The 25,640-nt window shown below is 39.1% G+C and carries 27 protein-coding genes; 19 read left to right on the top strand and 8 right to left on the bottom strand.

From position 1 onward, the window contains the following. The first annotated feature begins 9 nt into the window (after positions 1 to 9). Together rocD and hemB are read left to right on the top strand one after the other, a co-directional pair. Entirely contained in the window at positions 10 to 1,239 is a 1,230-nt protein-coding gene (gene rocD / locus RCC89_05685; protein WMJ72655.1) for an ornithine--oxo-acid transaminase, read from the top strand. Between the two features lie 12 nt (positions 1,240 to 1,251). Beyond that, the gene (hemB, locus tag RCC89_05690; protein WMJ72656.1) at positions 1,252 to 2,223 is read left to right on the top strand and encodes a porphobilinogen synthase; all 972 of its coding nucleotides are present in this window, start codon (positions 1,252 to 1,254) and stop codon (positions 2,221 to 2,223) included. A gap of 135 nt (positions 2,224 to 2,358) precedes the next feature. On the opposite strand, the gene RCC89_05695 is transcribed toward hemB, so the two are convergent. Next, positions 2,359 to 2,733 carry a co-chaperone GroES family protein gene (locus RCC89_05695; protein WMJ72657.1) on the bottom strand — a complete coding sequence of 125 codons (375 nt, stop codon included), beginning with the start codon at positions 2,731 to 2,733 and terminating at the stop codon, positions 2,359 to 2,361. Positions 2,734 to 2,864: 131 nt separating this feature from the next. After that, complete coding sequence (gene mnmD / locus RCC89_05700; protein WMJ72658.1) at positions 2,865 to 3,536, bottom strand: tRNA (5-methylaminomethyl-2-thiouridine)(34)-methyltransferase MnmD; 672 nt, start codon at positions 3,534 to 3,536, stop codon at positions 2,865 to 2,867. 338 nt (positions 3,537 to 3,874) lie between these two features. Here mnmD and RCC89_05705 point away from each other — a divergent pair, with 338 nt between their 5' ends. Beyond that, a complete protein-coding gene (locus RCC89_05705; protein WMJ72659.1) occupies positions 3,875 to 4,069 on the top strand; it encodes a cold shock domain-containing protein in 195 nt (64 codons plus the stop codon). Positions 4,070 to 4,165: 96 nt separating this feature from the next. On the opposite strand, the gene RCC89_05710 is transcribed toward RCC89_05705, so the two are convergent. From RCC89_05710 to cysQ, 4 genes are read right to left on the bottom strand one after another with little or no spacing between them, the layout of a single operon-like run. Then, positions 4,166 to 5,098 (bottom strand): glycosyltransferase family 2 protein, encoded by a 933-nt coding sequence (locus RCC89_05710; GenBank protein ID WMJ72660.1) that lies wholly within the window; start codon positions 5,096 to 5,098, stop codon positions 4,166 to 4,168. After that, complete coding sequence (locus RCC89_05715) at positions 5,099 to 5,848, bottom strand: sulfotransferase (GenBank protein ID WMJ72661.1); 750 nt, start codon at positions 5,846 to 5,848, stop codon at positions 5,099 to 5,101. Then, positions 5,833 to 7,614, bottom strand: coding sequence for a sensor histidine kinase (locus RCC89_05720; GenBank protein WMJ72662.1), 1,782 nt, complete (start codon positions 7,612 to 7,614; stop codon positions 5,833 to 5,835). Before RCC89_05720 ends, RCC89_05715 begins: the two co-directional genes overlap by 16 nt. Next, positions 7,611 to 8,381 (bottom strand): 3'(2'),5'-bisphosphate nucleotidase CysQ, encoded by a 771-nt coding sequence (gene cysQ, locus RCC89_05725; protein WMJ72663.1) that lies wholly within the window; start codon positions 8,379 to 8,381, stop codon positions 7,611 to 7,613. Before cysQ ends, RCC89_05720 begins: the two co-directional genes overlap by 4 nt. Before the next feature lie 136 nt (positions 8,382 to 8,517). On the opposite strand from cysQ, the gene cysC reads away from it, so the two are divergent. The 4 genes from cysC to RCC89_05745 all read left to right on the top strand — a co-directional run bounded on the left by cysC (position 8,518) and on the right by RCC89_05745 (position 12,895). Next, complete coding sequence (gene cysC, locus RCC89_05730; GenBank protein ID WMJ72664.1) at positions 8,518 to 9,117, top strand: adenylyl-sulfate kinase; 600 nt, start codon at positions 8,518 to 8,520, stop codon at positions 9,115 to 9,117. Positions 9,118 to 9,129: 12 nt separating this feature from the next. Next, entirely contained in the window at positions 9,130 to 10,032 is a 903-nt protein-coding gene (gene cysD, locus RCC89_05735; GenBank protein WMJ72665.1) for a sulfate adenylyltransferase subunit CysD, read from the top strand. A gap of 34 nt (positions 10,033 to 10,066) precedes the next feature. Further along, entirely contained in the window at positions 10,067 to 11,344 is a 1,278-nt protein-coding gene (gene cysN, locus RCC89_05740; GenBank protein WMJ72666.1) for a sulfate adenylyltransferase subunit CysN, read from the top strand. A 279-nt stretch (positions 11,345 to 11,623) separates the two neighbouring features. After that, the gene (locus RCC89_05745) at positions 11,624 to 12,895 is read left to right on the top strand and encodes a S8 family serine peptidase (protein WMJ72667.1); all 1,272 of its coding nucleotides are present in this window, start codon (positions 11,624 to 11,626) and stop codon (positions 12,893 to 12,895) included. 101 nt (positions 12,896 to 12,996) lie between these two features. Here the strand turns inward: RCC89_05745 and ispF are convergent, their stop codons facing one another. Further along, a complete protein-coding gene (ispF, locus tag RCC89_05750; protein ID WMJ72668.1) occupies positions 12,997 to 13,476 on the bottom strand; it encodes a 2-C-methyl-D-erythritol 2,4-cyclodiphosphate synthase in 480 nt (159 codons plus the stop codon). A 21-nt stretch (positions 13,477 to 13,497) separates the two neighbouring features. After that, a complete protein-coding gene (locus RCC89_05755; GenBank protein WMJ72669.1) occupies positions 13,498 to 14,733 on the bottom strand; it encodes a pitrilysin family protein in 1,236 nt (411 codons plus the stop codon). 135 nt (positions 14,734 to 14,868) lie between these two features. On the opposite strand from RCC89_05755, the gene RCC89_05760 reads away from it, so the two are divergent. The 12 genes from RCC89_05760 to vgrG all read left to right on the top strand — a co-directional run bounded on the left by RCC89_05760 (position 14,869) and on the right by vgrG (position 25,637). Next, positions 14,869 to 16,848 carry a dehydrogenase E1 component subunit alpha/beta gene (locus RCC89_05760; GenBank protein WMJ72670.1) on the top strand — a complete coding sequence of 660 codons (1,980 nt, stop codon included), beginning with the start codon at positions 14,869 to 14,871 and terminating at the stop codon, positions 16,846 to 16,848. Positions 16,849 to 16,953: 105 nt separating this feature from the next. Beyond that, positions 16,954 to 17,229 (top strand): hypothetical protein, encoded by a 276-nt coding sequence (locus RCC89_05765; protein WMJ72671.1) that lies wholly within the window; start codon positions 16,954 to 16,956, stop codon positions 17,227 to 17,229. Between the two features lie 35 nt (positions 17,230 to 17,264). Next, positions 17,265 to 18,149 carry a hypothetical protein gene (locus tag RCC89_05770; protein ID WMJ72672.1) on the top strand — a complete coding sequence of 295 codons (885 nt, stop codon included), beginning with the start codon at positions 17,265 to 17,267 and terminating at the stop codon, positions 18,147 to 18,149. Position 18,150: 1 nt separating this feature from the next. Continuing rightward, positions 18,151 to 18,495, top strand: a complete 345-nt coding sequence (gene ytxJ, locus RCC89_05775; protein ID WMJ72673.1) for a bacillithiol system redox-active protein YtxJ — start codon at positions 18,151 to 18,153, stop codon at positions 18,493 to 18,495. A gap of 446 nt (positions 18,496 to 18,941) precedes the next feature. Further along, positions 18,942 to 19,526 (top strand): DUF4255 domain-containing protein, encoded by a 585-nt coding sequence (locus RCC89_05780; GenBank protein ID WMJ72674.1) that lies wholly within the window; start codon positions 18,942 to 18,944, stop codon positions 19,524 to 19,526. Position 19,527: 1 nt separating this feature from the next. Further along, positions 19,528 to 20,358 carry a hypothetical protein gene (locus tag RCC89_05785; GenBank protein WMJ72675.1) on the top strand — a complete coding sequence of 277 codons (831 nt, stop codon included), beginning with the start codon at positions 19,528 to 19,530 and terminating at the stop codon, positions 20,356 to 20,358. An 11-nt stretch (positions 20,359 to 20,369) separates the two neighbouring features. After that, entirely contained in the window at positions 20,370 to 22,145 is a 1,776-nt protein-coding gene (locus tag RCC89_05790) for a phage tail sheath subtilisin-like domain-containing protein (GenBank protein ID WMJ72676.1), read from the top strand. A 28-nt stretch (positions 22,146 to 22,173) separates the two neighbouring features. Further along, positions 22,174 to 22,602 carry a phage tail protein gene (locus RCC89_05795; protein WMJ72677.1) on the top strand — a complete coding sequence of 143 codons (429 nt, stop codon included), beginning with the start codon at positions 22,174 to 22,176 and terminating at the stop codon, positions 22,600 to 22,602. Between the two features lie 2 nt (positions 22,603 to 22,604). Continuing rightward, positions 22,605 to 23,057: a phage tail protein gene (locus RCC89_05800; protein WMJ72678.1), complete on the top strand. Its 453-nt coding sequence runs from the start codon at positions 22,605 to 22,607 to the stop codon at positions 23,055 to 23,057. Continuing rightward, the gene (locus RCC89_05805) at positions 23,057 to 23,218 is read left to right on the top strand and encodes a DUF5908 family protein (GenBank protein ID WMJ72679.1); all 162 of its coding nucleotides are present in this window, start codon (positions 23,057 to 23,059) and stop codon (positions 23,216 to 23,218) included. Before RCC89_05800 ends, RCC89_05805 begins: the two co-directional genes overlap by 1 nt. A 1-nt stretch (position 23,219) precedes the next feature. Continuing rightward, a complete protein-coding gene (locus tag RCC89_05810) occupies positions 23,220 to 23,906 on the top strand; it encodes a LysM peptidoglycan-binding domain-containing protein (protein WMJ72680.1) in 687 nt (228 codons plus the stop codon). Beyond that, positions 23,907 to 25,637, top strand: coding sequence for a type VI secretion system tip protein VgrG (vgrG, locus tag RCC89_05815; protein ID WMJ72681.1), 1,731 nt, complete (start codon positions 23,907 to 23,909; stop codon positions 25,635 to 25,637). Positions 25,638 to 25,640: the final 3 nt, after the last annotated feature.

The following is a 25,640-nucleotide window of genomic DNA, read 5'->3' on the forward strand; positions in this document are numbered from 1 at the left end:
ATAAACATTATGACTGAAAAAATTACCTCATCAAAGCAAGCTATTGAGCTAGAAGATAAGTATGGTGCGCATAACTACCATCCATTACCTGCTGTATTGGCAAAAGGAGAAGGGGTGCACCTGTGGGATGTTGAAGGTAAGCACTACTATGATTTCCTTTCTGCTTATAGCGCCGTTAATCAAGGCCATTGTCATCCTGAGATTATAAAAGCTCTTACAGAACAATCTTCTATCCTTACTTTAACCTCTAGGGCTTTTCATAGTGACAAATTAGGCGCTTGTGAAAAATATTTGTCTGAAACTTTTGGGTTTGACAAAGTTTTAATGATGAACTCTGGGGCCGAAGGTGTGGAAACTGCTTTGAAGCTTTCCAGAAAATGGGGTTATCAGGTAAAAGGCATATCTGAAAATAAGGCGAAAGTGATTGCTGTAGAGAAAAACTTCCACGGTCGTACAACTGCTATCATTTCAGCTTCAACTGATGAAGTGGCACGTAACGAGTTTGGACCTTTTCTCGAAGGTTTTAATATTATACCTTATAATAATACTGAGGCTTTGGAAGAAGCGCTTAAGGATCCAGAGGTATGTGCATTCTTGGTTGAGCCTATTCAAGGTGAAGCTGGTGTTTTCGTACCTTCTGACGGATACCTTAAAAAAGCGAGAGAGCTTTGCTCTAAATATAATGTTCTGTTCATTATTGATGAAATCCAAACTGGTATAGGTAGGACTGGTAAAATGCTCGCTTCAGAATATGAAGGCATCAAACCTGATGTATTGATTCTTGGTAAAGCAATTTCTGGTGGTACATACCCTGTTTCTGCTGTACTTGCAGATGACCCTGTTATGTTGACTATCAAACCTGGCGAGCACGGTTCTACTTTTGGTGGGAACCCTGTAGCATGTGCGGTAGCGGTAGCTGCTATAGAAGTCATTAAAAAGGAAAACTTGATTGCAAATGCACTTAAAATGGGTGAGTATTTCCGCAAAAGGATGAACGAACTCAAAGATAAGTTGGACTATGTGACTGCTGTTCGTGGTAGGGGTTTGTTAAATGCTATCGTTATTAAAGAAAAAGATGGTAAAACTGCTTGGGATGTTTGTGTAGCACTTAAAGATAATGGACTATTGGCCAAGCCGACGCATGGCGACATTATCCGTTTTGCTCCACCATTGGTTATTAACCAAGAGCAAATGACCGAGTGCTGTGATATTATCGAAAAAGTGCTTTTAGAATACTAAATAAAAATAGCTATGCTTAGAAGGCCTAGAAGAAATAGAAAGTCTGAAGTTGTAAGGTCCTTAGTAAGGGAGCATGAAGTACAGGTTTCTGATCTTATTTACCCTTTGTTCTTAACTGATGGGGTCAATAAAAGCACAGATATTGCTTCCATGCCAGGCATTAGCAGGTATACGATCGATCTAGCAGTTAAAGAAGTTGAAGCTTGTATGAACTTGGGGGTAAAGGCTTTTGCGCTTTTCCCCCAAGTTGAGGAGTCTCTTAAAGACAAGTTTGCGACAGAAAGCTATAATGATACCAACTTCTATTTAAAAGCCATCAAGGAAATCAAAAAAGAGTTTCCTGAGTGTTGCATTATGACAGATGTGGCCATGGATCCCTACAGTAGCGATGGGCATGACGGTATAGTGGAGGATGGACAGATTTTAAATGATGAAACATTAGATGTGCTTGGTAGAATGGCTTTGGCGCAGGCGCGTGCTGGTGCTGATATTGTTGGCCCTTCTGATATGATGGATGGTCGTGTAGCTTATATAAGAGAACTTCTGGACGATGAAGGCTTTGCTAACACTTCAATTATGTCGTATACGGCTAAATATGCAAGTGCTTTTTATGGGCCTTTTAGGGATGCTTTAAACTCTGCCCCTAAAGCAGGGGACAAAAAAACTTATCAGATGGATCCCGCAAATCAGAAAGAAGCCCTTATAGAAGGGGAACTGGATGTGATAGAAGGTGCTGATTTCTTAATGGTAAAGCCTGCTTTGGCCTACCTAGACGTGATTAAATCTTTGTATGACGAATTTGAATTGCCTATTGCTGCTTATAACGTAAGTGGAGAATATGCCATGATTAAAGCGGCTGCTCAGAAAGGATGGGTAGATGGTGACAAAGCGATGAAAGAGTGCTTGTTGAGCATGAAAAGGGCTGGTGCTAAAATAATTCTTACTTACTTTGCCAAAGAGTTTGCGCTATCTGTTAAAGGGTAAACCTGAAATATGCATAACGAATCTAATGCATAATCCAGGTTAAAGTTTTTGTAATTGAAAAGAGTATATTTAAAAAAAAGCCTCTGGTATTATCAGGGGCTTTTTTATGAAAGTTCCTGCGCTGTTGCTGTTAGCTTAAAGCAAGTCCTCTCTAACCAGCATCAAAATTGCCGTATGAGGTACTATGAAGTACTTCTCGTTGTTGTAGGTGATTTCATGGGCACTGTTCTGAAGGAAAATGGCTAAATCTCCTGATTTAGCTTGCAATGGTATGTATTTAACACTTTCATCCTTTTCTTTCCATGGTTCATCATCCATGTCGGTAGGGATAGGAATAGGATAACCAGGGCCAGACTTAATTATATAGCCACTTTGAATCTTTTCGCGTTCTTGGACGCCTGGAGGAAGGTATAAGCCTGTTTTTGTTCTCTCTTTAAAGCTTTTAGGTTTTACAAGTACCCTATCTCCAACTAAAATAATATTCTCTAGCGTATTTTCTATTGAGACCATTTTTTGTTAATTATTCATGCAAATTTAAGCAATCGTTCACTTTGGGGACAATAGAAAGGTTTAAATTGTTTGCTGTTTTTTTGTCCATTGCTAGAAGGGCAAATTGTTATTCCCCCCCCCGCTTACCTTTTTTACATCAAAAATGCCCTTGTCATTTCTTTTTTTCCTGGAGGGCCAGGAAGGTTTTCTACCACAAAACCCAGGCTTTTTAAATCTCTTCTGAATTGTCCACTTGCGCAGTAGGTGACCAATACGCCTTTAGGGTTCATTGCCTGCTTTACTTTTTCCAAATTAGACAGGCTCCAAACCTCTGGTTGTTTGGCAGGGGCAAAAGCGTCGTAAAACACCACATCTGCTTCTATCCGAAGGGTTACATTTTCCAGTGTTTCATTGTATTTATTAAGAAAGAAGTTGTTTGAAAGCTTTATTTCTTCGTTCATGGGTGCTTCATGAAGCTTTAAGAATGTTTCTTTATACTTACCTTCTTCTATAATGACCGGGTAATTAAGATTGCTGTAAACCTCTTTTATTAACGGGTATGGTTCTAAGGTATGATAGTGTAGAGTTAAACCTTCTTGAATGGCTGTCCTGAAAGATAGGAGGGCATTTAGCCCGGTACCGAAACCAATTTCCAGTATAGTGAGTGTTTTTTGTTTTTGGGCAATAGGGGCAATGCCTTTTTCAATAAAAACATATTCTGATTCCTGTATAGCACCATGATGAGAATGATAGGTTTCATTCATTTCTGGAAGGAACAGGGTGTGAGAACCATCTTTAGAACTGATTATTTCTATTTTGCTCATTTATTTTGTTTTAAGCTGCATTGAGCATCCTACTATCTTGGTTTAACCTGAAAGGCAAAGTTACCTTTTTTTTGTAAAGATCTTCTCATTGAAATCTAGGAGTATTTTATACTTAGTGGACTCTTTTTGTTAATGTTTTAATGTAATATATGTTATATTATTAACTTATTTTATATAAGTTTTTCTTTATCAGTAGTTGTTTTTCGTGTTTGTGTGGTGTTTTTTATTGTATTTGCTTGATTGTGGACAATTGTGTGGATAAGTTTGGCTGTGTAATTTTTAACAACAAAAGGCAAATCCTGTTTATGAGTTATATTTCAAGTAAAAATTAAAAGAGAATGCCACAAGGAACAGTAAAATTCTTTAATAGCTCAAAGGGATTTGGGTTTATTAAACCTGCCGAAAACGGCGAAGACATTTTTGTCCACTACACAGGTCTTATTGACGAGATCCGTGAAAATGACAAAGTTCAGTTTGATGTAGAAAACGGCAGAAAAGGCTTAAATGCCGTTAATGTCGAACTGATGAGTTAAAACTTTCAACCAGCATCTTGTCCGCAGAATTATTTTTTTAATAGTTCTGCGGTATTTTTTACCCTATTGTAAATGCCCAAGAATGCTTTGTGAAAATTATTTTATAATTCTACGAATGATATGTGACGGCCTTTTTTCTGTGCCATTTATTATCCTTATCTGATATTCGCCTAATATCCCTATGGCAAAAAGGATAATTCCTCCCAAAAATAAATTTACTGTAATAAGCGAAGTCCACCCTTGTACGTGAACACCTATGAATAGTCTTTTAAAAATAAAATATGTGCCTAAAATAATGCTCAAGATTGAAATAAGGCTGCCAGTAACAGCTATTAACTTGAGCAATGCCGCAGAATTGTTAAATAACAAATTGGAGAATGTTTGCCACATTTTTTTCAATGTAAAGCCTGAACGGTTGTGTGCCCGTTTGGCATGGGTGACATTTACCATTATAGCGTCTTGACTCACAAAGTACAACAAAGCTTGGATAGAGGGGTACGGTGTATTGATTTTTAGCATAGAGTCAATGACGTGTTTGTTGATGAGCCGAAAAGGGCTATTTTTTACACCAGTGGGTTTGTTTATCAACTTTGCTTCTGCCCAGCTATAGATACTGCTTAATGTTCTCTTGATTATATTATGCTCTTTCTGGGGAAAGTGGCCTAATACAATATCATGATGTTGTTGCTGTAGTAATAAAGGGATGTCTTCAGGAAGGTGCTGTAAGTCATCATCCATCGTAATGATAAATTTGCCTCTGGCGTATCGGAATCCAGCAATTAAGGCACCAGCTTTGCCAAAGTTTCTCGTCAATTGGATGCTGGTTATGTTCGGATGGTGTAAGGCTAATTGCTCCAAGGTCGGCCAGGTTTCAGAAAATATGGAGCCGTCATCTATTAGTATAAGCTCCCAAGGCTCCATGACAACTTCTTCAAATATTGTTTTTAAGCGGTCCTTGATCTCTACTACAGATTCCTGTGAATTGTACACTGGAATAACTACAGAGTATGTTGGTGATGCGCTTTCCATTTAATATTTCCAGATTTTTTTTAAATCGATGTTTAGAAGCTCTGCTAATTGATGGTTGTATGGCTTATAATGGTGCTGCAATTTAGCGATTATATTTTCTTTATAATCAATGCTTGTTTCTAGCGGTGCATTGAGTATCGAAAAGTCTATAGGTTGGCTTAAACCTAAAAAGTCACCTAATTCTACAGCAGATCTGTTGCAATTATTAATTAGATTTTCATAGAACAAGATCAGGATATTGCTCGGTTGGAAAATGTTTAGCCATGGTTTTATGTACCGGATATACTCCCCTCTAGCTTTATATTGGTAAGGCGATACAGAAATATGACTTTTAGAATAAGCAGGAGGGGGTTTTTCTTCCAAGAATACCTCCCTTGGCGTCCGTGGCTCTAGGTTGTTGTTTTTAGTAAACTGATAGTTTGACAATGCCCGGTATACCGGATCTCTTAGCAGGATTATAACTTTAGCCTCTGGAAATATGGCCTTAATACGTTTGGGGACGGTACTGCTTTCTATGTAAGAGGTGCTTTTTTCTCCAATTGCTATCGCTTGCTTTGCATTGGAGAAGTATTGGTTTAGGTATATTTCTTTGGAAACCGTCTCATTGAGAAAGTATTTTGGTTCAGGGAATAGTGGCTGGGCCATGTAAACCTCAGGGTGCATGTGAAGCAAGCGGGCTAGTGCTGTTGTGCCACAGCGCTGACAACCCGCTATTACAAAATATTTCTTCGGGTTTATATCGGAAGACATATAGTAAATGCGGTGCCTTCTCCTGGAGCAGATTGTATTTTTACTGAACCTTTATAGTTTTCTACTATACGTTGCACAATAGCTAAACCGACCCCTGTGCTTTCTTTGCTGCCTGTGAGTGCGCCTGTATTGAATATTTCAAATATTTTCTCGTGGTATTTTGGGTCTATGCCCGGGCCATTGTCTGAAATTGTAAAAATGTGGTGCTTGCCCTCTTTAGAATAACTTGCCTTAATATATCCTTCTTCTTTGTCCATATACTTTACAGAATTGCTGACAAGGTTTTGGAATACTTGCTTTAAGCAAGTCCTATTTATAAAGATTTTAGGAAAGTCCCCCTCCTTAACGAAGTTTACCTTTTTCTTTCCTGATGCGTCTTCAAAAACTTCATCAATTACAGCGCCTGTATCTGTGTCTACATCTTGTCCCATGCAGTTTCCCATTCGAGAATACTGAAGTATGCCATCAATAAGTTGTTGCATGTGTTCAACTTTGGTCTGCAACATGCCAAACATTATTTGCCCCTGTTCGTCCATTTGCTCTTTATACTCATCCTTGAGCAGATCCGATAAGGCTGTTATAGAAGCCAAAGGTGATTTTAAGTCATGGGAGACAATATATGCAAACCGGTTTAATGAATCGTTTGACCGGTTTAGCTCTTCAATTTTTTCCTCCAGTCCTTCACGGGCTTCTATGAGCTTGTCAGTCATAATGTTAAATGACTTCGATAGCGTGCCTAGTTCGTTCTTTCTTTGCAGGCTTACTTTTTTGCTCAGGTCTCCTTTAGAAATCCGTACCGCAGCAGAAGTTATCTTTTCAATAGGTTTAACTAAATAATCAGATAGGAAATATGAAGTGGTAATGAAAATTATTGCAAAAATAATGGCAATCCAAATAGTAAGATCCCTGATGAAATGGACGGTTCGAAGTCCTTCTTCTGTATCTAGTTTGGTAATGAGTCCCCAGCCGGGGTAGTCCATATAATGGGTTATGGCTAGCACACTTTCATTTCTGTAATCAGAAATTTCCTCAAAAAACGCCTCTTCCCCTTTCATAGCTCTTAGTGTTGCTTGGTCGGTAGTGGTGTCTACTGGAATAAACTGCCCATCAGGAACAAACCTCGGTGGAAAAAGATATATAATTTCTCCTTCTTCATTCCTTACGGCAATGACTGTTTCTCCAGTTTGCCCCAGTCCAAAGTAATCCTTACCAATATCTTTAATTTCGTGGGCAAAAAACTCTATTAGCAAACGACCTATGTGTCTGTTTTTATGGTGTACCGGAGTGGAGATCTGGAATATCAGTGTGTCGTTTTTTTCTATAAAGTAAGAATTTTCTGAGTCGTGGCTTGATATTTTAACCCTTGGGCTTGTATAAGCACTCCCTATATAATGCGGTGTGCTGGAAGCTACAATTACCCTATTGGTATCTTGGGCGTGGACATCCTTTACATGAGGCATTGAAGCTGCGTACTCAACCAAGGTAGCTTCTACCTGAGCTAAATATTCTTCTTCTTCAGTTAAATGAAACTGATAGAGGTTTTCTAATATAACCGGGAGGGAGTGGAGAGTTCTAAATTCGCCTTGACGGTTTAGTAGGTAACTCTCCACTACTGTTTTTTTATGCTCAGCTACAGAGGAAAGTTGGTTTTCAACTTGCTCTACAAATCCAGCACGGGCATAATAGTAAAATATAATACTGAAAATACTTATAAAAAATAAGCTTGTAAGAATAAGTATGCTTGCTAGTTCCGTTTTTAATCTCATAGTTGGTTCAGTTCCTTATTGCTTAAGCATAGGAAAGACGAATTACGGAGAACTTCCTTGTTATAGCTAAAAGGTTTTTTGTTTGCATCTAACATAGTTCCCCCGCTGCTTTCCAAAATGGCCTGTCCTGCAGCCGTATCCCATTCCATAGTTGGCCCATGACGGTAATATATATCGGCTTTGCCTTCTGCCAGCAGGCAAAACTTTAACGAGCTTCCTATGGATACTTTTTCTTTTACATCATATTTTGACAATACATCATTCTCTTCTTCAGATGCATGAGACCGGCTGCCAACAGCAACTAAATTGTTAACCCTTGTATTGGTTTTTAGTTTTGTATTTTCCCCTTTCTCTTCTTTAAAAGCACCTTCATCTAAGGATCCGTAATACAGCTCTTCGCTTACAGGTTTGTAAATGACTCCTAAAAGAGGCTTGTTTTTAGATATTAATGCTATGTTTACTGTAAACTCGCCATTTCTTTTGATAAATTCCTTTGTACCGTCCAAAGGATCTACCAGCCAAAATTTTGTCCAGTTTTTCCTTTCTTCATAAGGAATATCTCTACCTTCTTCTGATAGTATTGGAATATCTGGAAAATGTTTTTTTAGCTCTGACTCTATGACGGCATTCGATTCTTTGTCGGCCAAGGTCAAAGGTGAATCATCCGATTTTATATCTACTACATTGAAAAGGTTCTCATTATTATATACCTTAAGTATCTCGTTGCCGGCTTTTATAGCAATGTCCTTAATTATTTCAATATTCATGTTTTTGTATTATTTTATATTAATTTATTGATAAACAAATTATTTGCTTAAGTCAAAAATAGATAATTTTAGTAAATTTTTATTATTTGCGGCAAAATATACTAATTTTGCATCTTCTGAAACTACTATTTGAAAATTGGACAATATTCACCCGATATTTGATACGGTTCTTAGCCGGGAAAAGAAAGAGGCACTGTTAAAGCAAAAGTCTGCAGTTGTTTGGATGGTTGGCCTTTCTGGTTCTGGAAAAAGCACATTGGCCAGGGCTTTAGAAAAAGACCTTCATGCCAAAGGTTTTTTAACTATGCTACTCGACGGGGATAACCTTCGTACAGGCATAAACAACAACTTGGGCTTTAGTGAAGCTGACCGTATGGAAAACATTAGGAGGGCTGCGGAAACATCTAAATTATTCTTAAATTGTGGTGTCATAACTATTTGCTCACTTATTAGCCCAACGGAAGAAATCCGAATAATGGCAAAGAACATTATTGGTGAGCAAGACTTTTTTGAAGTATATATCAATGCTCCTTTGGAAGTATGTGAGCAAAGAGACGTAAAAGGGCTTTATGAAAAAGCTAGAAAAGGAGAAATTAAAGACTTTACTGGTATAGATTCTCCATTTGAAGCACCGCAAAAACCTGCTGTTGAAATCAGGACTGACCTGTGTTCAATGGAGGACTGCAGAAATACGCTTCTTGAAAAAGTTTTAGAACGAACAGAATATAAAGTATAAATTTACACTGCCGTGAATTATAATCTTACCCATTTAAAGCAGCTGGAATCAGAGGCAATATTTATCATGAGGGAAGTTGCTGCACAGTTTGAAAAACCTGTGCTGTTGTTCTCAGGAGGTAAAGACTCCATCGTAATGGTAAAACTAGCCCAAAAAGCTTTCTGGCCTGGGAAAATTCCTTTCCCGCTTCTTCACATCGATACAGGACATAACTTTCCTGAAACGTTGGACTATAGAGATAACCTTGTAAAGGAAGTCGGGGCAAAACTTATTGTACGATATGTGCAAGACTCCATAGACCAAGGACGTGCTGTAGAAGAAAAGGGGCCTAACCCTAGCCGTAACTCCCTTCAGACAATCACTTTGCTAGATGCGCTCGAGGAATTTAAATTTGATGCAGCTTTCGGTGGTGCAAGACGTGATGAAGAGAAAGCACGTGCTAAAGAGAGGTTTTTCTCGCACCGTGATGAGTTTGGCCAGTGGGATCCTAAGAACCAACGTCCAGAACTATGGAATTTATTTAATGGGAGAAAGCATGTTGGAGAGCACTTCAGAGTCTTCCCTTTGAGCAACTGGACAGAAATGGATGTATGGCAGTATATTGCCCTTGAAAATATTCCTATCCCTTCTATTTACTTTACCCATCAGCGTGAAGTGGTTAATCGTAACGGATCTCTATTGGCTAAGTGCGAGCACATCACCTTGATGAAAAATGAGTTTTATGAGACCCGCACTGTACGGTTCAGAACTGTAGGTGATATGACTTGTACTGGGGCTGTTGAATCTTCGGCTTCTACTATTGAGGAAATTATCAACGAAGTTGCTTCTGCCAGACAGACTGAAAGGGGAACAAGGGCTGATGACAAACGTTCAGAAGCGGCTATGGAAGATAGAAAAAAACAGGGATACTTCTAATTAAGAACCAGCTGTTAAATAACATTATTTACTGATGACAACTAATACCACAGAAAATACTTACCTTAACATGGATCTCCTGAGGTTTTCGACCGCAGGAAGTGTTGATGATGGAAAAAGTACCTTGATCGGAAGGTTGCTGTACGATTCCAAATCTATTTTTGAAGATCAGCTTGAGGCTATCGAAAAAAGTTCCGAACAAAGAGGTGACGGATATGTTAACCTCGCATTGCTTACCGATGGACTGAGGTCTGAGCGTGAGCAAGGTATTACCATTGATGTTGCTTATAGGTACTTTGCGACCCCTAAGAGGAAGTTCATTATAGCTGATACGCCTGGACATATCCAGTATACTAGAAACATGGTTACAGGGGCTTCTACTGCAAACCTTTCCATTATTCTTGTAGATGCTAGGCACGGTGTAGTAGAGCAAACATGTAGACATGCATTTATTGCTTCTTTGCTTCAGATCAAGCATTTGGTGATTTGTATCAATAAAATGGATTTGGTTGATTTTAAGGAAGAGGTTTTTAACGAAATCAGGGACACCTTTTCTAAATTTTCTTCCAAATTGTCTGTGCCGGATATTCAATATATTCCTATTAGTGCGCTCCATGGCGATAATGTGGTGGAGAAATCTATCAACATGCCTTGGTATCAAGGTGGTACTTTACTTTATACTCTTGAGAACGTGAACATAGGTAGTGATTTGAACTATGTTGATTCTAGGTTCCCTGTTCAGTGGGTTATAAGGCCTCAAAATGATGAGTATCATGATTTCCGTGGCTATGCAGGACGTATTGATGGCGGGGTTTACAAGCCTGGTGATGAGGTTATGGCCTTGCCAAGTGGGTTTACCAGTAAGATCAAGAGTATTGAAACTTATGAAGGTCCTGTAAAAGAAGCATACCCTCCAATGTCTGTGACGATGACACTTGAAGATGATATTGATGTAGGTAGGGGGGACATGATCGTTAAACCAACCAATCAGCCTAAGGTAGGGCAGGATATTGAATTGATGATATGCTGGCTTAACGAGAAAAAGCTTCAGGTGAATGGTAAATATGCCATCAAGCACACCACTAAAGAAGCAAGGTGTGTGGTGAAGGAAGTTAGATATAAAGTTAATATTAATACCTTACACAGGATCGAGGATGATTGTACGATTGGCCTTAATGATATTGGCCGTATCGTCATTCGTACTACCGCTCCTTTGTTGTATGATAGCTATAACAAAAACCGCCTAACCGGTAGCATTATCTTGATAGATGAATTTACCAATGAAACAGTGGGTGCTGGTATGATTTTATAAAAAAACACTTTATTTGTGCATTGAAGGCAGGAATTTTAATTTCTGCCTTTTTTTATGAACTTTCGTTTAAAAAACTGCTGTTGTGTTGCTATAATTTAACTGGATTATGCAATAGATTCCCTCATGATGGGGCAAAATATCAATAAATCAGCACTTTTGGGTCGCCAAGCATAACAGCGCTATGGTTAATATGTAAGGTGTGCGATGCGACTGATTTGAAGTATTTTGCTGCCTAATAGAGAGATCTATTCCATGTTTCAGGTTTAACCCAACCAGCACATGAAACCGTTTATACTTAAGCTTCTAATAATAGCTGTGGCATCGCTATATATGATGTCTTGTAGTAAGAAAAGAGACGAACCTCCTAAACCGTCATCTTCTCCTCCAGTGACAGAAGAGCCTTCTGTCGAATCGCCTTCTCAATCATATCCTTACGGAACAGAACTGAATTTTTGTCCTGACGTGGATGATGATGAATCGTTGAGAAGGTCTTACATGGCCAATAGTACTGGCGAATATATCGTAGTGCTGAAAGAGGAAAATACTAATGGTGCAAGAACTGGACGAGAAGACAGGGTAAACCGTTTTTTGAGCAGAAGACCATTGAGTTCCAAGCCTTCTCTGACATATCAGCATAACTTCTCTGGCTTTGTTGGACAAATGACACCTGAGGAAGCCGAAGAGTTAAGCAAAGACCCTGAAGTGGAATCAGTGGAGCCTGACCGTATTATCTCTATTGAGCAAGAAGATGTTGAAATAGCATCTCTTTCCAGTAATCAAATTACCCCATGGGGAATAAGAAGGGTAGGTGGCTTTGCATCGGGCAAAGGGAAAGTGGCTTGGGTACTAGATACAGGTATTGACCTTACGCATCCCGACTTGAATGTTGACAAGGAGCGTAGTATTTCTTTCATAAACGGTAGTGCGTCACCTGATGATGATAATGGACATGGGACACACGTTGCAGGTACGATTGCAGCTATAGATAATGAAATCGGGGTAGTGGGTGTAGCAGCAGGGGCGACGGTGGTCGCAGTCAAAGTGATGAATGCTGAAGGGAAAGGGCGTATATCTTCTATTATTAGGGGAGTTGAGTATGTGACGGAGAATGCTAATCGTGGAGATGTAATTAATTTTAGTTTAGGAGGGGCAGGTATTTCCCCAGCTTTAGAGCGTTCCGTTGATAATGCTACCAAGAAAGGCATTTATCTGGCTATGGCCGCAGGTAACAGTAGTACTTATGCTTGCCTTAATTCTCCTCAGCGCATGAATGGACCTTTCCTTTATACCGTTTCCGCTATGGATGTTAACGATAATTTTGCTTCTTTTTCTAATTACGGAACAGGCCCTGTAGATTATTGTGCCCCGGGAGTTAGGGTTATTTCTACATCGCCAGGCGGAACTTACTCTTACAGTTCCGGTACATCTATGGCAGCACCGCACGTGGCAGGCTTGCTTTTATTGCATGGAGATAATTTTAGTACCTCTGGCTATGTGAATAAAGACCCAGATAATATTCCTGACCCTATAGCATTTAGAAAACAGGGTTAATGAGGCGATATACTAAGTTATGAACCTGAACTACGTAATAGAAAGTTCTATTGCATAGTTCAGGTTGAAATTATGAAAATGTGCTACAATGCGGTTTTAAGTTAATCTTTTGATATAAGTGCCACCGCATAGGCAGATACACCTTCCGCTCTTCCTACAAAGCCCAGATTTTCGGTGGTGGTGGCTTTGATAGAAATATCTTCTTCTTCAAGATTGATAACCTCTGCCAATACTTTCTTCATTTCTGGTATATGAGGATTTACCTTAGGCTGCTGAAGGCATACAGTGCAATCAATGTTCCCGATTGAGTACCCATCATTTTTTAACAGCGCTACAACTTCTTTAAGAAGTATTTTGCTATCAATCCCTTTATATTTTGGGTCTTTATCTGAGAAGTGATACCCTATGTCCCGCTTGTTAGCAGCACCTAATAGTGCATCACATATTACATGTATCAGGACATCTGCGTCCGAATGCCCATAAGCACCATGTGTATGGGGAATTTTAATGCCTCCTAACCAAAAGTCGATTCCTTCTCTTAATTGGTGTACATCGTATCCAAATCCGACTCTAATTTTCATATTTTGATTTAAAAAAATGGACTATTTGCTTTTATAAAATAACCTTGAGCAATTATTATCTATCAATGTTTTCTTTGCTAGACTTAAAATGCCATCTGTGCTAACTTTTTCAATTTTGCCTCTTTCTTGATTTACTAGGTCTGGATCTCCCATTAATGTGGCAACAGCAAGATTCATGGCCCGGTGCAAAACCTCTACCTCTTCAAAAACCAAAGAGGCTTCTGCTTGATTTTTAACCTTCTGTAATTCATTTTCCTCTACGCCTTCTTTTAGTAAATTGTCTATGACAGCATTTATTTCACCTGCACCATCCTCACATGATACGCCTTTGTTAAGCTTACCACTAATTACTAATAAAGATGGATCCAAAGAGCCGGTAGTATAAGCGTTGATTGAGTTGAATACATTTTTTTTGTCAACTAATTGCTTGTATAGCCGTGAAGACTTTCCCCTGCCCAAAACATCGCTCAGTAGGTCTGATGTCTGGTATAGGTCAGACATTTTTCCTGGGGCATGATAAGCTAGGAAAAGTGCGTTTAAAGGAACATCGGTATGAACTTCTTCATGTCTAAGTTCTTTTTGTGTAGGTTCTTGTGGTATAGACCTGTTGTACGGCTCGCCTGCTTCTATTGGACCAAACCATTTTTTAGAAAGTCTTTGTACTTCTTCAAACTTTACCCCTCCTGCCACTACCATGATGGCATTATTAGGAATATAGTATTTATGGAAAAATGACTTTACATCTTCCATAGTAGCATTTTCTATATGCGAAATCTCTTTGCCGATAGTAGCCCATTGGTAAGGGTGGACTTTGTAAGCAAGTGGACGTAGCCTTAGCCAAGCATCTCCATATGGTTGGTTCAAATATCTTTGTTTAAACTCTTCAATGACCACGCTTCTTTGGACCTCCAGTACATGAGGGTCAAAGGAAAGGCTCATCATCCTGTCTGACTCTAACCAAAAGGCTGTTTCTAGGTTAACAGCAGGTAGGGTCAGGTAATAGTTGGTAATATCGGGGGAAGTAAATGCATTGTTTTCCCCTCCAACTTTTTGTAAAGGTTCATCATAAGAGGGGATATTGGCAGATCCACCAAACATTAGGTGTTCAAAAAGGTGAGCAAAACCAGTTTTTTGCTCATCTTCATCTCTTGACCCTACATTGTAAAGGATATTTACCACTGCAATGGGGGTGGAAGGATCTTCATGTACTAAAACTCGTAAGCCATTGTCCAGCGTAAATTCCTTATAGTTTATCATATCTTAGTTGTAAGAGTTAATTAAATTGTAAGATTACAAAAAAAATTAAAGTATATTAAGCGTACAACGGAAAAAACCTAATAGTCTTGTCATGTAAGGCATAGTGTTTATTTTTGCAGGCTTATCAAATGTGCTATGAAATTTAACAGAAAGATATATTCTGATGACGTGTTAGTCAAACTGTACCGTAACTTGTTAAAACCAAGGTTGATTGAGGAGAAAATGTTACTGCTTCTACGTCAGGGAGAAGTCAGTAAGTGGTTTTCGGGTATAGGGCAAGAGGCTATTTCAGCGGGTGTTGTGTCAGCCCTCGATCCTGATGAATATATACTGCCGCTTCATAGGAATTTGGGCATTTTTACCGGTAGGGATATTCCCCTAAGTCGTTTGTTTGCTCAATTTCAAGGAAAGAAATCAGGATTTACCAAAGGTAGAGACAGGTCTTTTCACTTTGGTAGTAAAGAACACCATATTGTAGGTATGATTTCTCATTTAGGGCCACAATTGGCGGTAGCAGATGGTATTGCTTTGGCCAATAAGCTGCGCAATGGTCAAAAGGTGTCTTTGGTATTTACAGGAGACGGAGGTGCGAGTGAAGGTGATTTTCATGAGGCGCTCAATGTGGCTGCGGTTTGGGATTTGCCAGTGATCTTTCTAGTTGAGAATAACGGTTATGGCTTGTCTACCCCCATTAATGAGCAGTATCGGTGCCATACTTTTTGTGAAAAAGGGCCTGCTTACGGAATCGATACAAAACAGATTGATGGAAATAATATTCTTGAAGTCTATGACACGATTAAAAATATAGCAGCAAGTATACGCAATAACCCGAGGCCAATGCTCATAGAAGCCGTTACTTTCAGGATGCGGGGACATGAAGAGGCGTCTGGCGTAAAGTATGTGCCTGAAGAGCTATTTGAACAGTGGGCAAAGAAAGATCCGGTTGAGAACTACGAGATGTATTTGACAGAAGAGAATGTGCTGGACTATAAGCAGGTTTCTGATATAAGATATGAAATTAAAGAAGAAATTGACAAAGCTTGGCGGGAAACTGCTCAGGAGCCTGTACTTAGAGCAGATAACCATGAAGAGCTGAGTGATATTTATGCTCCTTACTTCCAAAAAGTGGTGAAGCCTCAAAGTAGCACTGTTAGTAAAAAAAGGTATGTCGATGCCGTATCTGATGCGATAAAGCAGAGTATGGAGAAATATGATAATCTGGTGCTGATGGGGCAAGATGTGGCTGAGTATGGAGGGGTTTTCAAAGTTACCGAAGGTTTTGTAGAAAAATTTGGCAAGTCCCGAATCCGCAATACTCCACTCTGTGAATCAGCTATACTCGGAACCGGATTTGGCCTTTCTATTTGTGGGTATAAGAGCATAGTGGAAATGCAATTTGCAGATTTTGTTACTTCTGGCTTCAATCAAATTGTAAACAACCTTGCCAAATCTCATTACCGATGGGGGCAAAATGCCGATGTGGTTGTCCGTATGCCTACAGGTGCTGGAGTCGGTGCAGGACCATATCACTCTCAATCAACTGAGGCGTGGTTTTTCCATACACCAGGTTTGAAAATTGTTTTCCCGTCCAACCCATATGACGCTAAAGGGCTTTTAAATGCTGCTATAGAAGATCCTAACCCTTATTTATATTTTGAGCATAAGCAATTATATCGTTCTATTAGCGGAGACATTCCTGACGATTATTATACCTTGCCTATAGGCAAAGCTCGACTGGTGGAGGAAGGTGGTGATTTGACCATTGTAACGTATGGCGCTTGTGTGCATTGGGTGGTAGATGCGGTAAAATCTATCGAAGGCCTTTCTGCTGACATTATTGACTTAAGGACATTGCTTCCTTGGGATAAAGAAGCGGTGATTGACTCTGTTAAGAAGACGGGAAAAGTTTTGGTTGCTAATGAAGATTGCCTTACTGGAAGCATAAGTGCTGAAATTGCTGCTTATATTGCAGAGTTCTGCTTTGAGTATTTAGATGCGCCGGTCATGCGCGAAGGTAGCTTGGATACCCCGGTTCCTTTTGCTGCTCCTTTAGAGGAAAACTTTTTGCCAAAAGAACGTATACAAAATAAGATAAAGGCTTTGCTGGAATTTTGACCAAAAGTGATAACAGTTTGGTTGATAAGTCCGTTATATTAAGATTCCGTTTTTTAATGGTAAAATATTAATTTGCCGATAGCGTTAAATTTTGTAAATTTGAGTATGTTAAAATCTATATTTTCAGGTAAAAGTTTTTGTTTGACTTTTGTCCTTGCCATGTTTTTTATGGTTGCCTCAACTTCTTGTGGTAAAAATAATTACCCTTGCCCGGCCTATGATTCAAATGCTGCCGATCTGGACATGTTTGATGAAGAGGGCGATTTGAAAGGGAAGAGAAAAGGTAAAGCAAAAAAAGGAGGAAGGGTTGATAGAAGCACTGGCTTGATTAATAAGAAAAACCCTAAGAAAATCAGAAAGAAGCGCAAAAGACGTCTTTAAGTGAGGACATTTTGCCTATCTAACCAAAAGTGTGAATGAGATATTTATCTATAGTAGTAATCTTTATATTTAGTTTATTTTTAGTAGATCTAAATGATGCCTATGCTCAGAAGGTAGATAAATCTGTACCTGTTAAAAAATCACGTTCGGAAGGCCCTAAAAACAAAGGGTCAAAAGTGCGTAAGCGAGAAAGCCGTTCTAGTGCCCCTAAAAATGATGGGTCAAAGGTTCGTGTACGCGAAAAACGCTCCAAGGCTCCGAAAAATGATGGTTCAAGAGTACGTGTGCGGGAAAGTCGTTCGAAAGGTCCGAAGAATGACGGTTCGCGGGTACGGGTGCAAGAACGAGAAATGAAAGGGCCTCGACATGATACGCGTGTAGTGGTAGATAGAAACAAGAAGGTGCGCAAGTCAAAGCAGATGCGGTCTTATAGTGGAGATATTAGACCTTCAGAGTCTCGTATGGAAGGACCTCGTAACTCTGACGGCTTGGTGCTGGTCAGAGGGGTTGATCGCAAAGAGCATAAGCGCATTGCAAATAACCGGGGAGATATAGGTGGTAATTTTTTAGCAAAAAGGGCTAAGCATAGAAAGAAAAAGAACAGACAGATTTCTAGCTCCAGTGGAGACCTTCTTGTGAGGGGACTACAAGCAAGAGCTAAAAAGATAAGGAAGAAGAGCAAGAAAATTGCAAATTACAAAGGTGACATCATAGTTACCAAGCGGAAAAAGGGTATGCATCCGAGCTCTGTTTATAGAGGAGGAAAGGTTAAAAACTCTTATACGGCAAAAGAACGTTATAGAAGGAGAATGCTTAAGAAACATGGAAAGAACAATAAGCATTCGGATCAGCCTAATTACATGAAGAAGAAACAGAAAAAGCCAAAGTACGATAAAAGAGAAAGCGAAATCTGGTATTAATATGGAATGGGAAGAACTAAAAGATGCGGGTACCCTTGATAAAATTAATGAGGTATCTAAAGAGCAACCGGTACTTATCTTTAAGCATAGTACAAGGTGTTCGATAAGTGACACAGCTTTGAATAGACTGGAAAGAAACTGGAAAAAGGATGAAGCGAAAGGTGTTGTGCCTTACTATTTAGATTTGATATCGTTTAGAGATATTTCCAATAAAATTGCCGAAGTATACGATGTGAAGCATGAATCTCCTCAAGCACTTTTAATAGTGAACGGGGCATGTGTATACTATGCTTCACACATGGGCATAAACCTAAATGAAATTTTGTCCAACGTGCCAAAAAATTAAGAACTGAGGGCAAAGATCTACCGCAAGCGATCTTTGCCCCTTCTATTTTTCGATTATTCCCTTCCATCGCTTTTTTCTGTTGCTTAATTTTTAGGACATTCCCTTGGGAGTGAATGCGTCCAGTTTTTTAATACGGTTTGCCTGATCCCACTTTATAGCACCTGTACACGCACCTTTCTTTATCTTCTAGAAAGTGTCCGAGTTTTCTTATATGCCGTTAGAAGAACATCTGCTAAGTCTCTGATTTATAAATTCACTCAATTATTTGGTATTGTAATCTGAAAAAATAATATTTGAGTAACGGTGCTTGCATCACAGAGATAGGCATTTTTAGTTTTCTTAGCTTAGAAATAAGATTTTTATTTTACTTGTTGGCTTAGTTTATCTGTGGCGGTTTGTGTCACTTGTTCATAGAATGCTGATTTTTTAGTTTAAATTTTTAAACTATGATTTTTGAGGTTTTAGAAATAGTCAAAACAGAGTTAGACCACTACCTTTTTCAAGACGAGGCAGAGGGAGCGGTGATCCTTGAAAATATAGCTGGCCTAGATAGCGAGGGTGCCAGTGAAATTAAGGACAAGGTAGTGCTTTCTTTATTAAACCTTCAAGAAGAGAAAACGCTTAAGAATTTCACAAATAATGATAGTGATGGTGACAAGTCTACCTATAGGCATCCGAAAGTAAATCTAAACCTGTTTTTTATGGTTTGTGCCAACAGGAGTACATATAAAACAGCTCTCCGAAATATTTCTAAGGTAGTTGAGTTTTTCCAGTCCAAAAAGGTCTTTACCCAAGCAAACTCTGTGTATGAAAGAGATGGTAACTTGATGGAGCAAATTTTGGATTTCCGGTTTTCTGTTGAGTTGTTTACGCCAAGTTTCGAAGAGTTGAATTATATATGGGGCATGTTCGGAGGAAAGCAAATTCCTGCTGTCTTTTACAAACTAAGCTTGATTGAAATTGAAAGCCCACGTATCAGTGCTGAGGGTGATCTTATTTCTAATATAAACCGAGCCTATAAGCAGTTTTAATATGGTTTCATCATCGTCCTTCCGTAAAATATTAGACTTTTCAGTTTTGCATGGTTTTTACCTGAACAATGGCCATGAGCCTTTTGCTGATATGGATGAACAGGAGAAGGAACGGATGCTTAAATACTACCAGTGGTCTTCTTTTATGGATATAGAACCAGACAGCCGGACTCAAAGGTTTTTAGCTGGACACCAAATGGTTTTTCGTAAAACACGGACGGGTTTTTTTATTGCCGCAAAAGTTGACCAAGAGCATAATCTTAAACCTTTTGTCCCTTTAGATACTAGTTCGGTTTTTACTTTTAATGTGCGTTTTAAAGACCCATATTTTGGCAATTACACACATTTAGGTATTGACAATAGTCGAATTCTATATATATCAAATAAATCTTTACATATAAATACTGAACTAGTTATCCCTGCATTTTTAGGAAACTCAGAGGCAGTCAGCGACACATTTCTTTTTGAAAAATCTATACTTGAGGAGGAGGAAGAAGGAGATCATATATTTGATTTAAGTGCTAATGGAATTATTGAAGTATTCGTAAGGTCAAGTTCTGACGGTGGGAATATAATTGATGAAGAAGGCTATTTTGTGGAGGATGTTCCTTACTTTTCTGTATACTTTGAAAACAGGAAGACTTACTGGAAATACATTGACCAAGAAGGAGTAGTGGTCTATACCTCAGAAGAAGCTTTACCTCTAACACTTAGGGGGTACATTGATTTAACTGAAGGACAACTTTCTGGAAGCAATGCTTTTCTGCCTAACCCAGAGCCAAAAAGAATAAAATATAGCAACAACAAATATTACTCTGAAATTTTCATATAAACATTTTTATTATGGCAACAACTTTTAGAACACCTGGTGTCTACATTGAAGAAGTAAGCAAATTTCCCCCGTCGGTGGCACAGGTGGAAACAGCTATTCCGGCATTTGTCGGATATACCCAGAAAGCTTTTGTAGACGGTGATGATTTTCACAAAGATGAGGTTATCAAACCTATAAAGATTTCCTCCCTTCTTGAATATGATTTTTTCTTTGGTAGTGGCCCTGACCCTTCAGAGGTTGTGGTTGAACTGAACAACGACTATACGGTAAAATCTGCTAAAGTAAACAGCATTAACCTACTGTATGATTGTGTAAGGATGTTTTATGCCAATGGAGGTGGGGACTGCTATATAGTTTCTGTAGGTTCTTTTAATGATAAGAAAAGTGATGTTGAAAAAAAAGACCTTTTAGCAGGTTTGACCAGTTTGGAAAAAGAAGACCGGCCAACCTTGCTGGTTATTCCAGAAACTGTACATTTAAGTAAAGCAGAGTCAGGGGAAGTGCATGCTGCCATGCTTAAACAGTGTAATAAATTACAAGACCGTTTCGCTATTCTCGATGTTAAGAACGGTGATAAAGAAACCAGTCCTTCGGTAGACCCTGTTAAAGACTTTCGGGAAGGAATAGGGACGAGCTATTTAAAATATGGTGCTGCTTATTATCCATGGCTGAGAACTACTTTGTCTTTTGATATTAGTTATGATGCTGTGGTAGGGGGTGAATACAAAGTAGCAGGTAATCAGAATATAGTAATTGATTCCTTTTTTAACCAAGAAATTGTTGAGGAAATTGAGGGTTCAGGGAAAGTAATTGATAAAATTAACTCAGATGTTATAGATAAAATTCAGGAAGGTAAATACAAGGATGGCTTTGAGGGTTTATATAACATCGGTACTGACACGTCTGAAAAACCTGACTCTTTAAATAAATTATTAAATCCGATTTTTAAAGACGGAGGAGGGTATTCTCTTTTACTACAGAGTTCTGAAGTGTTTGATGAAGTAATTGATATTGAAGCTGACCCTTATGCCTATAATTTTACATCTTTAGATGATGCGGATGTACCCAAAGATGTTCTATTGAAGTTTGAATCTTTAGTTCAAGATATTTTGTCAGAGCTTCAGGAATTCCGCAAAATTAAAGTAGAAAATCTTTTAGAAGTTGACCCTGTTTACAGAAATATAGTCAATGCCATTAAACAAAAAGGAATAGTGCTTCCTCCTGGTGCTGCCATGGCTGGCATTTATGCAGCAGTGGATAATAATCGGGGTGTGTGGAAAGCACCAGCCAATGTCAGCGTGACGGCAGTAAAGGGGCCATCAATTAATATTACCCATGAAGAACAGGGTAGCTTAAATATTGACCCTGATGGAAAATCGGTCAATGCTATCCGTGCATTTACTGGTAAAGGAACTATGGTATGGGGTGCAAGGACACTCGCAGGAAATGACAATGAATGGCGTTATATACCTGTCAGAAGGTTTTTTATTATGGCAGAAGAGTCCATAAAAAAAGCTACAGAGCAATTTGTTTTTGAACCCAATGATGCTAATACTTGGGTTAGGGTGCGTGCCATGATAGAGAACTTCCTCACCTTACAGTGGCGTGCAGGTGCTTTGGCGGGAGCTAAACCAGACCAAGCTTTTTATGTCCGTGTAGGATTAGGGCAGACTATGACTGCACATGATATATTAGAAGGAAGAATGATTGTGGAGATTGGTATGGCTGTAGTCAGACCGGCAGAGTTTATTGTCCTCCGTTTTTCTCATATGATGCAGGAATCTTAATTTTTTCACTTTAAAATCTTAACTAATAATGAGTTATCCTTTATCAAAATTTCATTTTTCGGTACAGCTAGGAGATACAGAAGTTGGCTTTACCGAGGTTTCCGGTTTAGAGATTGAAACTGAGCTAATAGAATATAGAAGTGGGAACAGTCCTGAGTTTAGTACCATTAAGATGCCTGGCATGCAGAAGTATTCAAATATCACTCTTAAAAAAGGTACATTTAAGGGAGATAATAGATTTTTTGAATGGTTCAATACCGTCAGTCTTAATAAAATAGAGCGACGAGACTTAACCATTAACCTGCTTAATGAAGAACATGAGCCTGTGGTTGTATGGAAAGTAAAGAATGCCTGGCCCGTGAAAATAGAGGGTACTGACCTAAAAAGTGATGACAATGAAGTGGCTATTGAATCTATTGAATTGGCCCATGAAGGACTAACCATTCAAAATGACTGATTATGGCAGATGGCTATCCTTTGGGCTTTTACTTCCGGGTAGTTTTTGATAACGCTGATAAGGATGGTGACGGAAAAATTCAAGATGCTAGTTTTCAATCAGTATCTGGACTTTCAGTGGATGTTCAGACTGAGGATATTGCCGAAGGTGGTGAAAACAGGTTTCAGCATGCGCTTCCTGTGCGAAAACAGTATCCAAACTTGGTTTTAAAACGGGGGCTAACGACCAATTCAAAATTGACTGAATGGTGCCGTAAGGCTGTAGAAGATTTTGATTTTGAGCCTACTGATCTTCTGGTAGAACTGCTTAACGAGGAGGGTGAACCTCTGATGTCATGGAATGTGCTTCATGCGTATCCGGTTAAATGGAGTGTTGATGACCTCAATGCCCAAGAAAGTAAGATTGTTATTGAATCCATTGAGCTTTCCTATAACTATTTTAACGTGATTAAATAATGCCGATAGAAATTAGGGAACTTCATATCAAAATAATTGCTGACGGGGAAGAAAAGAAAGCAAAGGTTGCTGATAAAGTATCAGCGAAAGAAAAACAGGAAATTATTAGAGAATGCATTGAGCAGGTAATGGAAGTGCTACAGCAAAATAAAGAACGGTAAGATGAGTGGAGGAAAGTTAGAAAAGTTGACAATTAAAGCTTACCGGGACGAAAAGTATAATGACCCTGTGGAAGATGGTACATTTACTACTTTGCTTAACCCGGAAAAGTATGTTTATAGCTTCAAAACGGAGCAAAACGAAGATCAAGCGCCAGGGACTAGTGCTGTTGCTACTAAGTTTAATAAAATTTTACCTCAGACCTTGGACTTGGACTTCCTATTTGATCGTACGGGGACAATTAAAGGATATGAAAGTAGGGAGGATGGTGTAATTGGCGATATTGAAAAGTTTAAAGAAGTTCTAAATAAGTATGATGGGGAAACCCATAAGCCATACTACTTGCTCATCTCTTGGGGTGTTTTGCTGTTTAAGTGTCAGATGAAGGAGATGAGCATTGAATTCAAGCTTTTTAAACCTGATGGAACACCGATTCGGGCACTGGCCAGAACAAAGATGGTGGGCTTTGTAGAACAGGATCTAAGAGCTGCAATGGAAAATAGACAATCTCCTGATCTTACCCACCATAGGATCGTCAGGGAAGGGGACACCTTGCCATTGCTCACGAAAGAAATTTATGGAGACTCAAAATATTATCTGGAAGTAGCCAAGTTTAATGGTCTTGTAAACTTCAGGCGCTTAGAAACTGGTACAGAATTGATTTTTCCACCTTTGCAAAAGCAGAAGTAAATGAATAACAGCGGCACAGGTTTTGTCACCTATAGGATATTGATTGACGGAAATGAAGTTCCTGGCACAATACCGGTCAAAAGTATTATGATTTCTAAAGAAGTAAACAGGATACCTTTTGCTAAACTGGCCATTATAGATGGTGATCCGGCTAGTCAGGACTTTGAACATAGCAGTGGTGGCTTATTTGTGCCTGGAAATAAAATTGAAATCAAGGCTGGCTATCACTCTGATGAAGAAACTATTTTTAAGGGCATTTTGGTTCGTCATCATGTTAAGATCAGGTCAAATAACTCCTATCTCTTGTTAGAAGCAAAAGATGAAGCTGTGAAGATGACTTTAAGGAGAAAAAGCCGGTTTTTTTATGAGATGTCTGATGCGGAAATAATGGAAGAACTCATTTCTGCTTACGATTTAGATATGTCGGTAGAGGCTACAGAGGTGAACCACCTTGAAAGGGTACAGTACCGTGTTTCTGATTGGGATTATTTGATGTTAAGGGCGCAGGCAAATGGTTTTATATGCTTGGTGGACGATGGAAAAATAACTTTGTCTAAGCCCGATTTTGATGAAGAACCGGTAGAAACTGTTTCTTTTGGTGCTACAATGCTTGAATTCGATGGTGAAATTGATGCTCGAAACCAAGTTTCTAACGTAGTAGCGCGTTCATGGAGTCACGTTGAACAAAATTTGTTAGAAGCTGATGTGGATACGTTGGCATTTGAGACTAATGGAAACTTATCATCTTCTGAGCTTGCTGCTATTTTTGGTGACGATTCCTTAGAGGTAGCCCATGGTGGTGCCAAGGGAGATGCCGAGTTGCAAAATTGGGCAGAAGCTAAGATGGCCATGCATCAAATGGCCAAAAGCAGGGGGCGTGTACGCTTGCAGGGAATCCCTTCAGTAAAACCAGGTGTACAGCTTTTGCTTGAAGGCGTAGGGGATCGATTTAATGGCAAGGCTTTTATTTCTGGCGTTACGCATCAAATAGTAGAAGGGAACTGGACAGCAGATGCTCAATTTGGGTTAAGCCCGGAATGGTTTGCTGAAACCAATGCCTCTTCTGTTAATGACCTTCCCGCTTCTGGGTTAAATACTGGTGTACATGGTTTGCAAATTGGTGTAGTGTCTCAATTAGAAGGGGATCCTGATGGCGAAGAAAGGGTTTTGGTGAAACTGCCAATTATAGATAACCAGGAACAGGGGATATGGTGTAGGCAAGCAATGGCAGATGCTGGAAATGGGAGAGGGCTGTGTTTCAGGCCTGAACTTGAAGATGAGGTGGTCATAGGTTTTATCAATGGAGATCCTGATGATGCAATAATCCTGGGGATGTTGCACAGTAATGGACGGCCTTCGCCTATTGAGGCTTCTGATGAGAACCACTTGAAAGGTATTGTTACAAGGGAAGGTCTTCAGTTTTATCTAGACGATGAGAAGAAATGTATGGTATTAAAAACACCTGATGGTAATAAAATTGAAATCTCTGACGAGGAAGGTGCTATTTTTTTAGAAGATAGTAATGGAAATAAATTAGTGCTGGATAATGCTGGGATCAGTCTAGAGTCCAATGGAGACATTAATATAAAAGCTGGAGGAGATGTCAATATTGAAGGGATGAATGTTTCGGCTTACGCCAATGCTAAGTTTGTCGCAGATGGGGGTGGTGGCGCTGAATTGACAAGCAGTGCTATTGCTGTTGTAAAAGGATCTTTGGTACAAATAAATTAAAAA

The organism is Cytophagaceae bacterium ABcell3, assembly GCA_030913385.1.
Classification (GTDB): Bacteria; Bacteroidota; Bacteroidia; order Cytophagales; family Cytophagaceae; genus ABcell3.

Coding starts and splice junctions, on each gene's coding strand:
- rocD (WMJ72655.1), top strand. CDS start 10: ATGACTGAAAAAATTACCTCATCAAAGCAAGCTATTGAGCTAGAAGAT.
- hemB (WMJ72656.1), top strand. CDS start 1,252: ATGCTTAGAAGGCCTAGAAGAAATAGAAAGTCTGAAGTTGTAAGGTCC.
- RCC89_05695 (WMJ72657.1), bottom strand. CDS start 2,733: ATGGTCTCAATAGAAAATACGCTAGAGAATATTATTTTAGTTGGAGAT.
- mnmD (WMJ72658.1), bottom strand. CDS start 3,536: ATGAGCAAAATAGAAATAATCAGTTCTAAAGATGGTTCTCACACCCTG.
- RCC89_05705 (WMJ72659.1), top strand. CDS start 3,875: ATGCCACAAGGAACAGTAAAATTCTTTAATAGCTCAAAGGGATTTGGG.
- RCC89_05710 (WMJ72660.1), bottom strand. CDS start 5,098: ATGGAAAGCGCATCACCAACATACTCTGTAGTTATTCCAGTGTACAAT.
- RCC89_05715 (WMJ72661.1), bottom strand. CDS start 5,848: ATGTCTTCCGATATAAACCCGAAGAAATATTTTGTAATAGCGGGTTGT.
- RCC89_05720 (WMJ72662.1), bottom strand. CDS start 7,614: ATGAGATTAAAAACGGAACTAGCAAGCATACTTATTCTTACAAGCTTA.
- cysQ (WMJ72663.1), bottom strand. CDS start 8,381: ATGAATATTGAAATAATTAAGGACATTGCTATAAAAGCCGGCAACGAG.
- cysN (WMJ72666.1), top strand. CDS start 10,067: ATGACAACTAATACCACAGAAAATACTTACCTTAACATGGATCTCCTG.
- RCC89_05745 (WMJ72667.1), top strand. CDS start 11,624: ATGAAACCGTTTATACTTAAGCTTCTAATAATAGCTGTGGCATCGCTA.
- ispF (WMJ72668.1), bottom strand. CDS start 13,476: ATGAAAATTAGAGTCGGATTTGGATACGATGTACACCAATTAAGAGAA.
- RCC89_05755 (WMJ72669.1), bottom strand. CDS start 14,733: ATGATAAACTATAAGGAATTTACGCTGGACAATGGCTTACGAGTTTTA.
- RCC89_05760 (WMJ72670.1), top strand. CDS start 14,869: ATGAAATTTAACAGAAAGATATATTCTGATGACGTGTTAGTCAAACTG.
- RCC89_05765 (WMJ72671.1), top strand. CDS start 16,954: ATGTTAAAATCTATATTTTCAGGTAAAAGTTTTTGTTTGACTTTTGTC.
- RCC89_05770 (WMJ72672.1), top strand. CDS start 17,265: ATGAGATATTTATCTATAGTAGTAATCTTTATATTTAGTTTATTTTTA.
- ytxJ (WMJ72673.1), top strand. CDS start 18,151: ATGGAATGGGAAGAACTAAAAGATGCGGGTACCCTTGATAAAATTAAT.
- RCC89_05780 (WMJ72674.1), top strand. CDS start 18,942: ATGATTTTTGAGGTTTTAGAAATAGTCAAAACAGAGTTAGACCACTAC.
- RCC89_05785 (WMJ72675.1), top strand. CDS start 19,528: ATGGTTTCATCATCGTCCTTCCGTAAAATATTAGACTTTTCAGTTTTG.
- RCC89_05790 (WMJ72676.1), top strand. CDS start 20,370: ATGGCAACAACTTTTAGAACACCTGGTGTCTACATTGAAGAAGTAAGC.
- RCC89_05795 (WMJ72677.1), top strand. CDS start 22,174: ATGAGTTATCCTTTATCAAAATTTCATTTTTCGGTACAGCTAGGAGAT.
- RCC89_05800 (WMJ72678.1), top strand. CDS start 22,605: ATGGCAGATGGCTATCCTTTGGGCTTTTACTTCCGGGTAGTTTTTGAT.
- RCC89_05805 (WMJ72679.1), top strand. CDS start 23,057: ATGCCGATAGAAATTAGGGAACTTCATATCAAAATAATTGCTGACGGG.
- RCC89_05810 (WMJ72680.1), top strand. CDS start 23,220: ATGAGTGGAGGAAAGTTAGAAAAGTTGACAATTAAAGCTTACCGGGAC.
- vgrG (WMJ72681.1), top strand. CDS start 23,907: ATGAATAACAGCGGCACAGGTTTTGTCACCTATAGGATATTGATTGAC.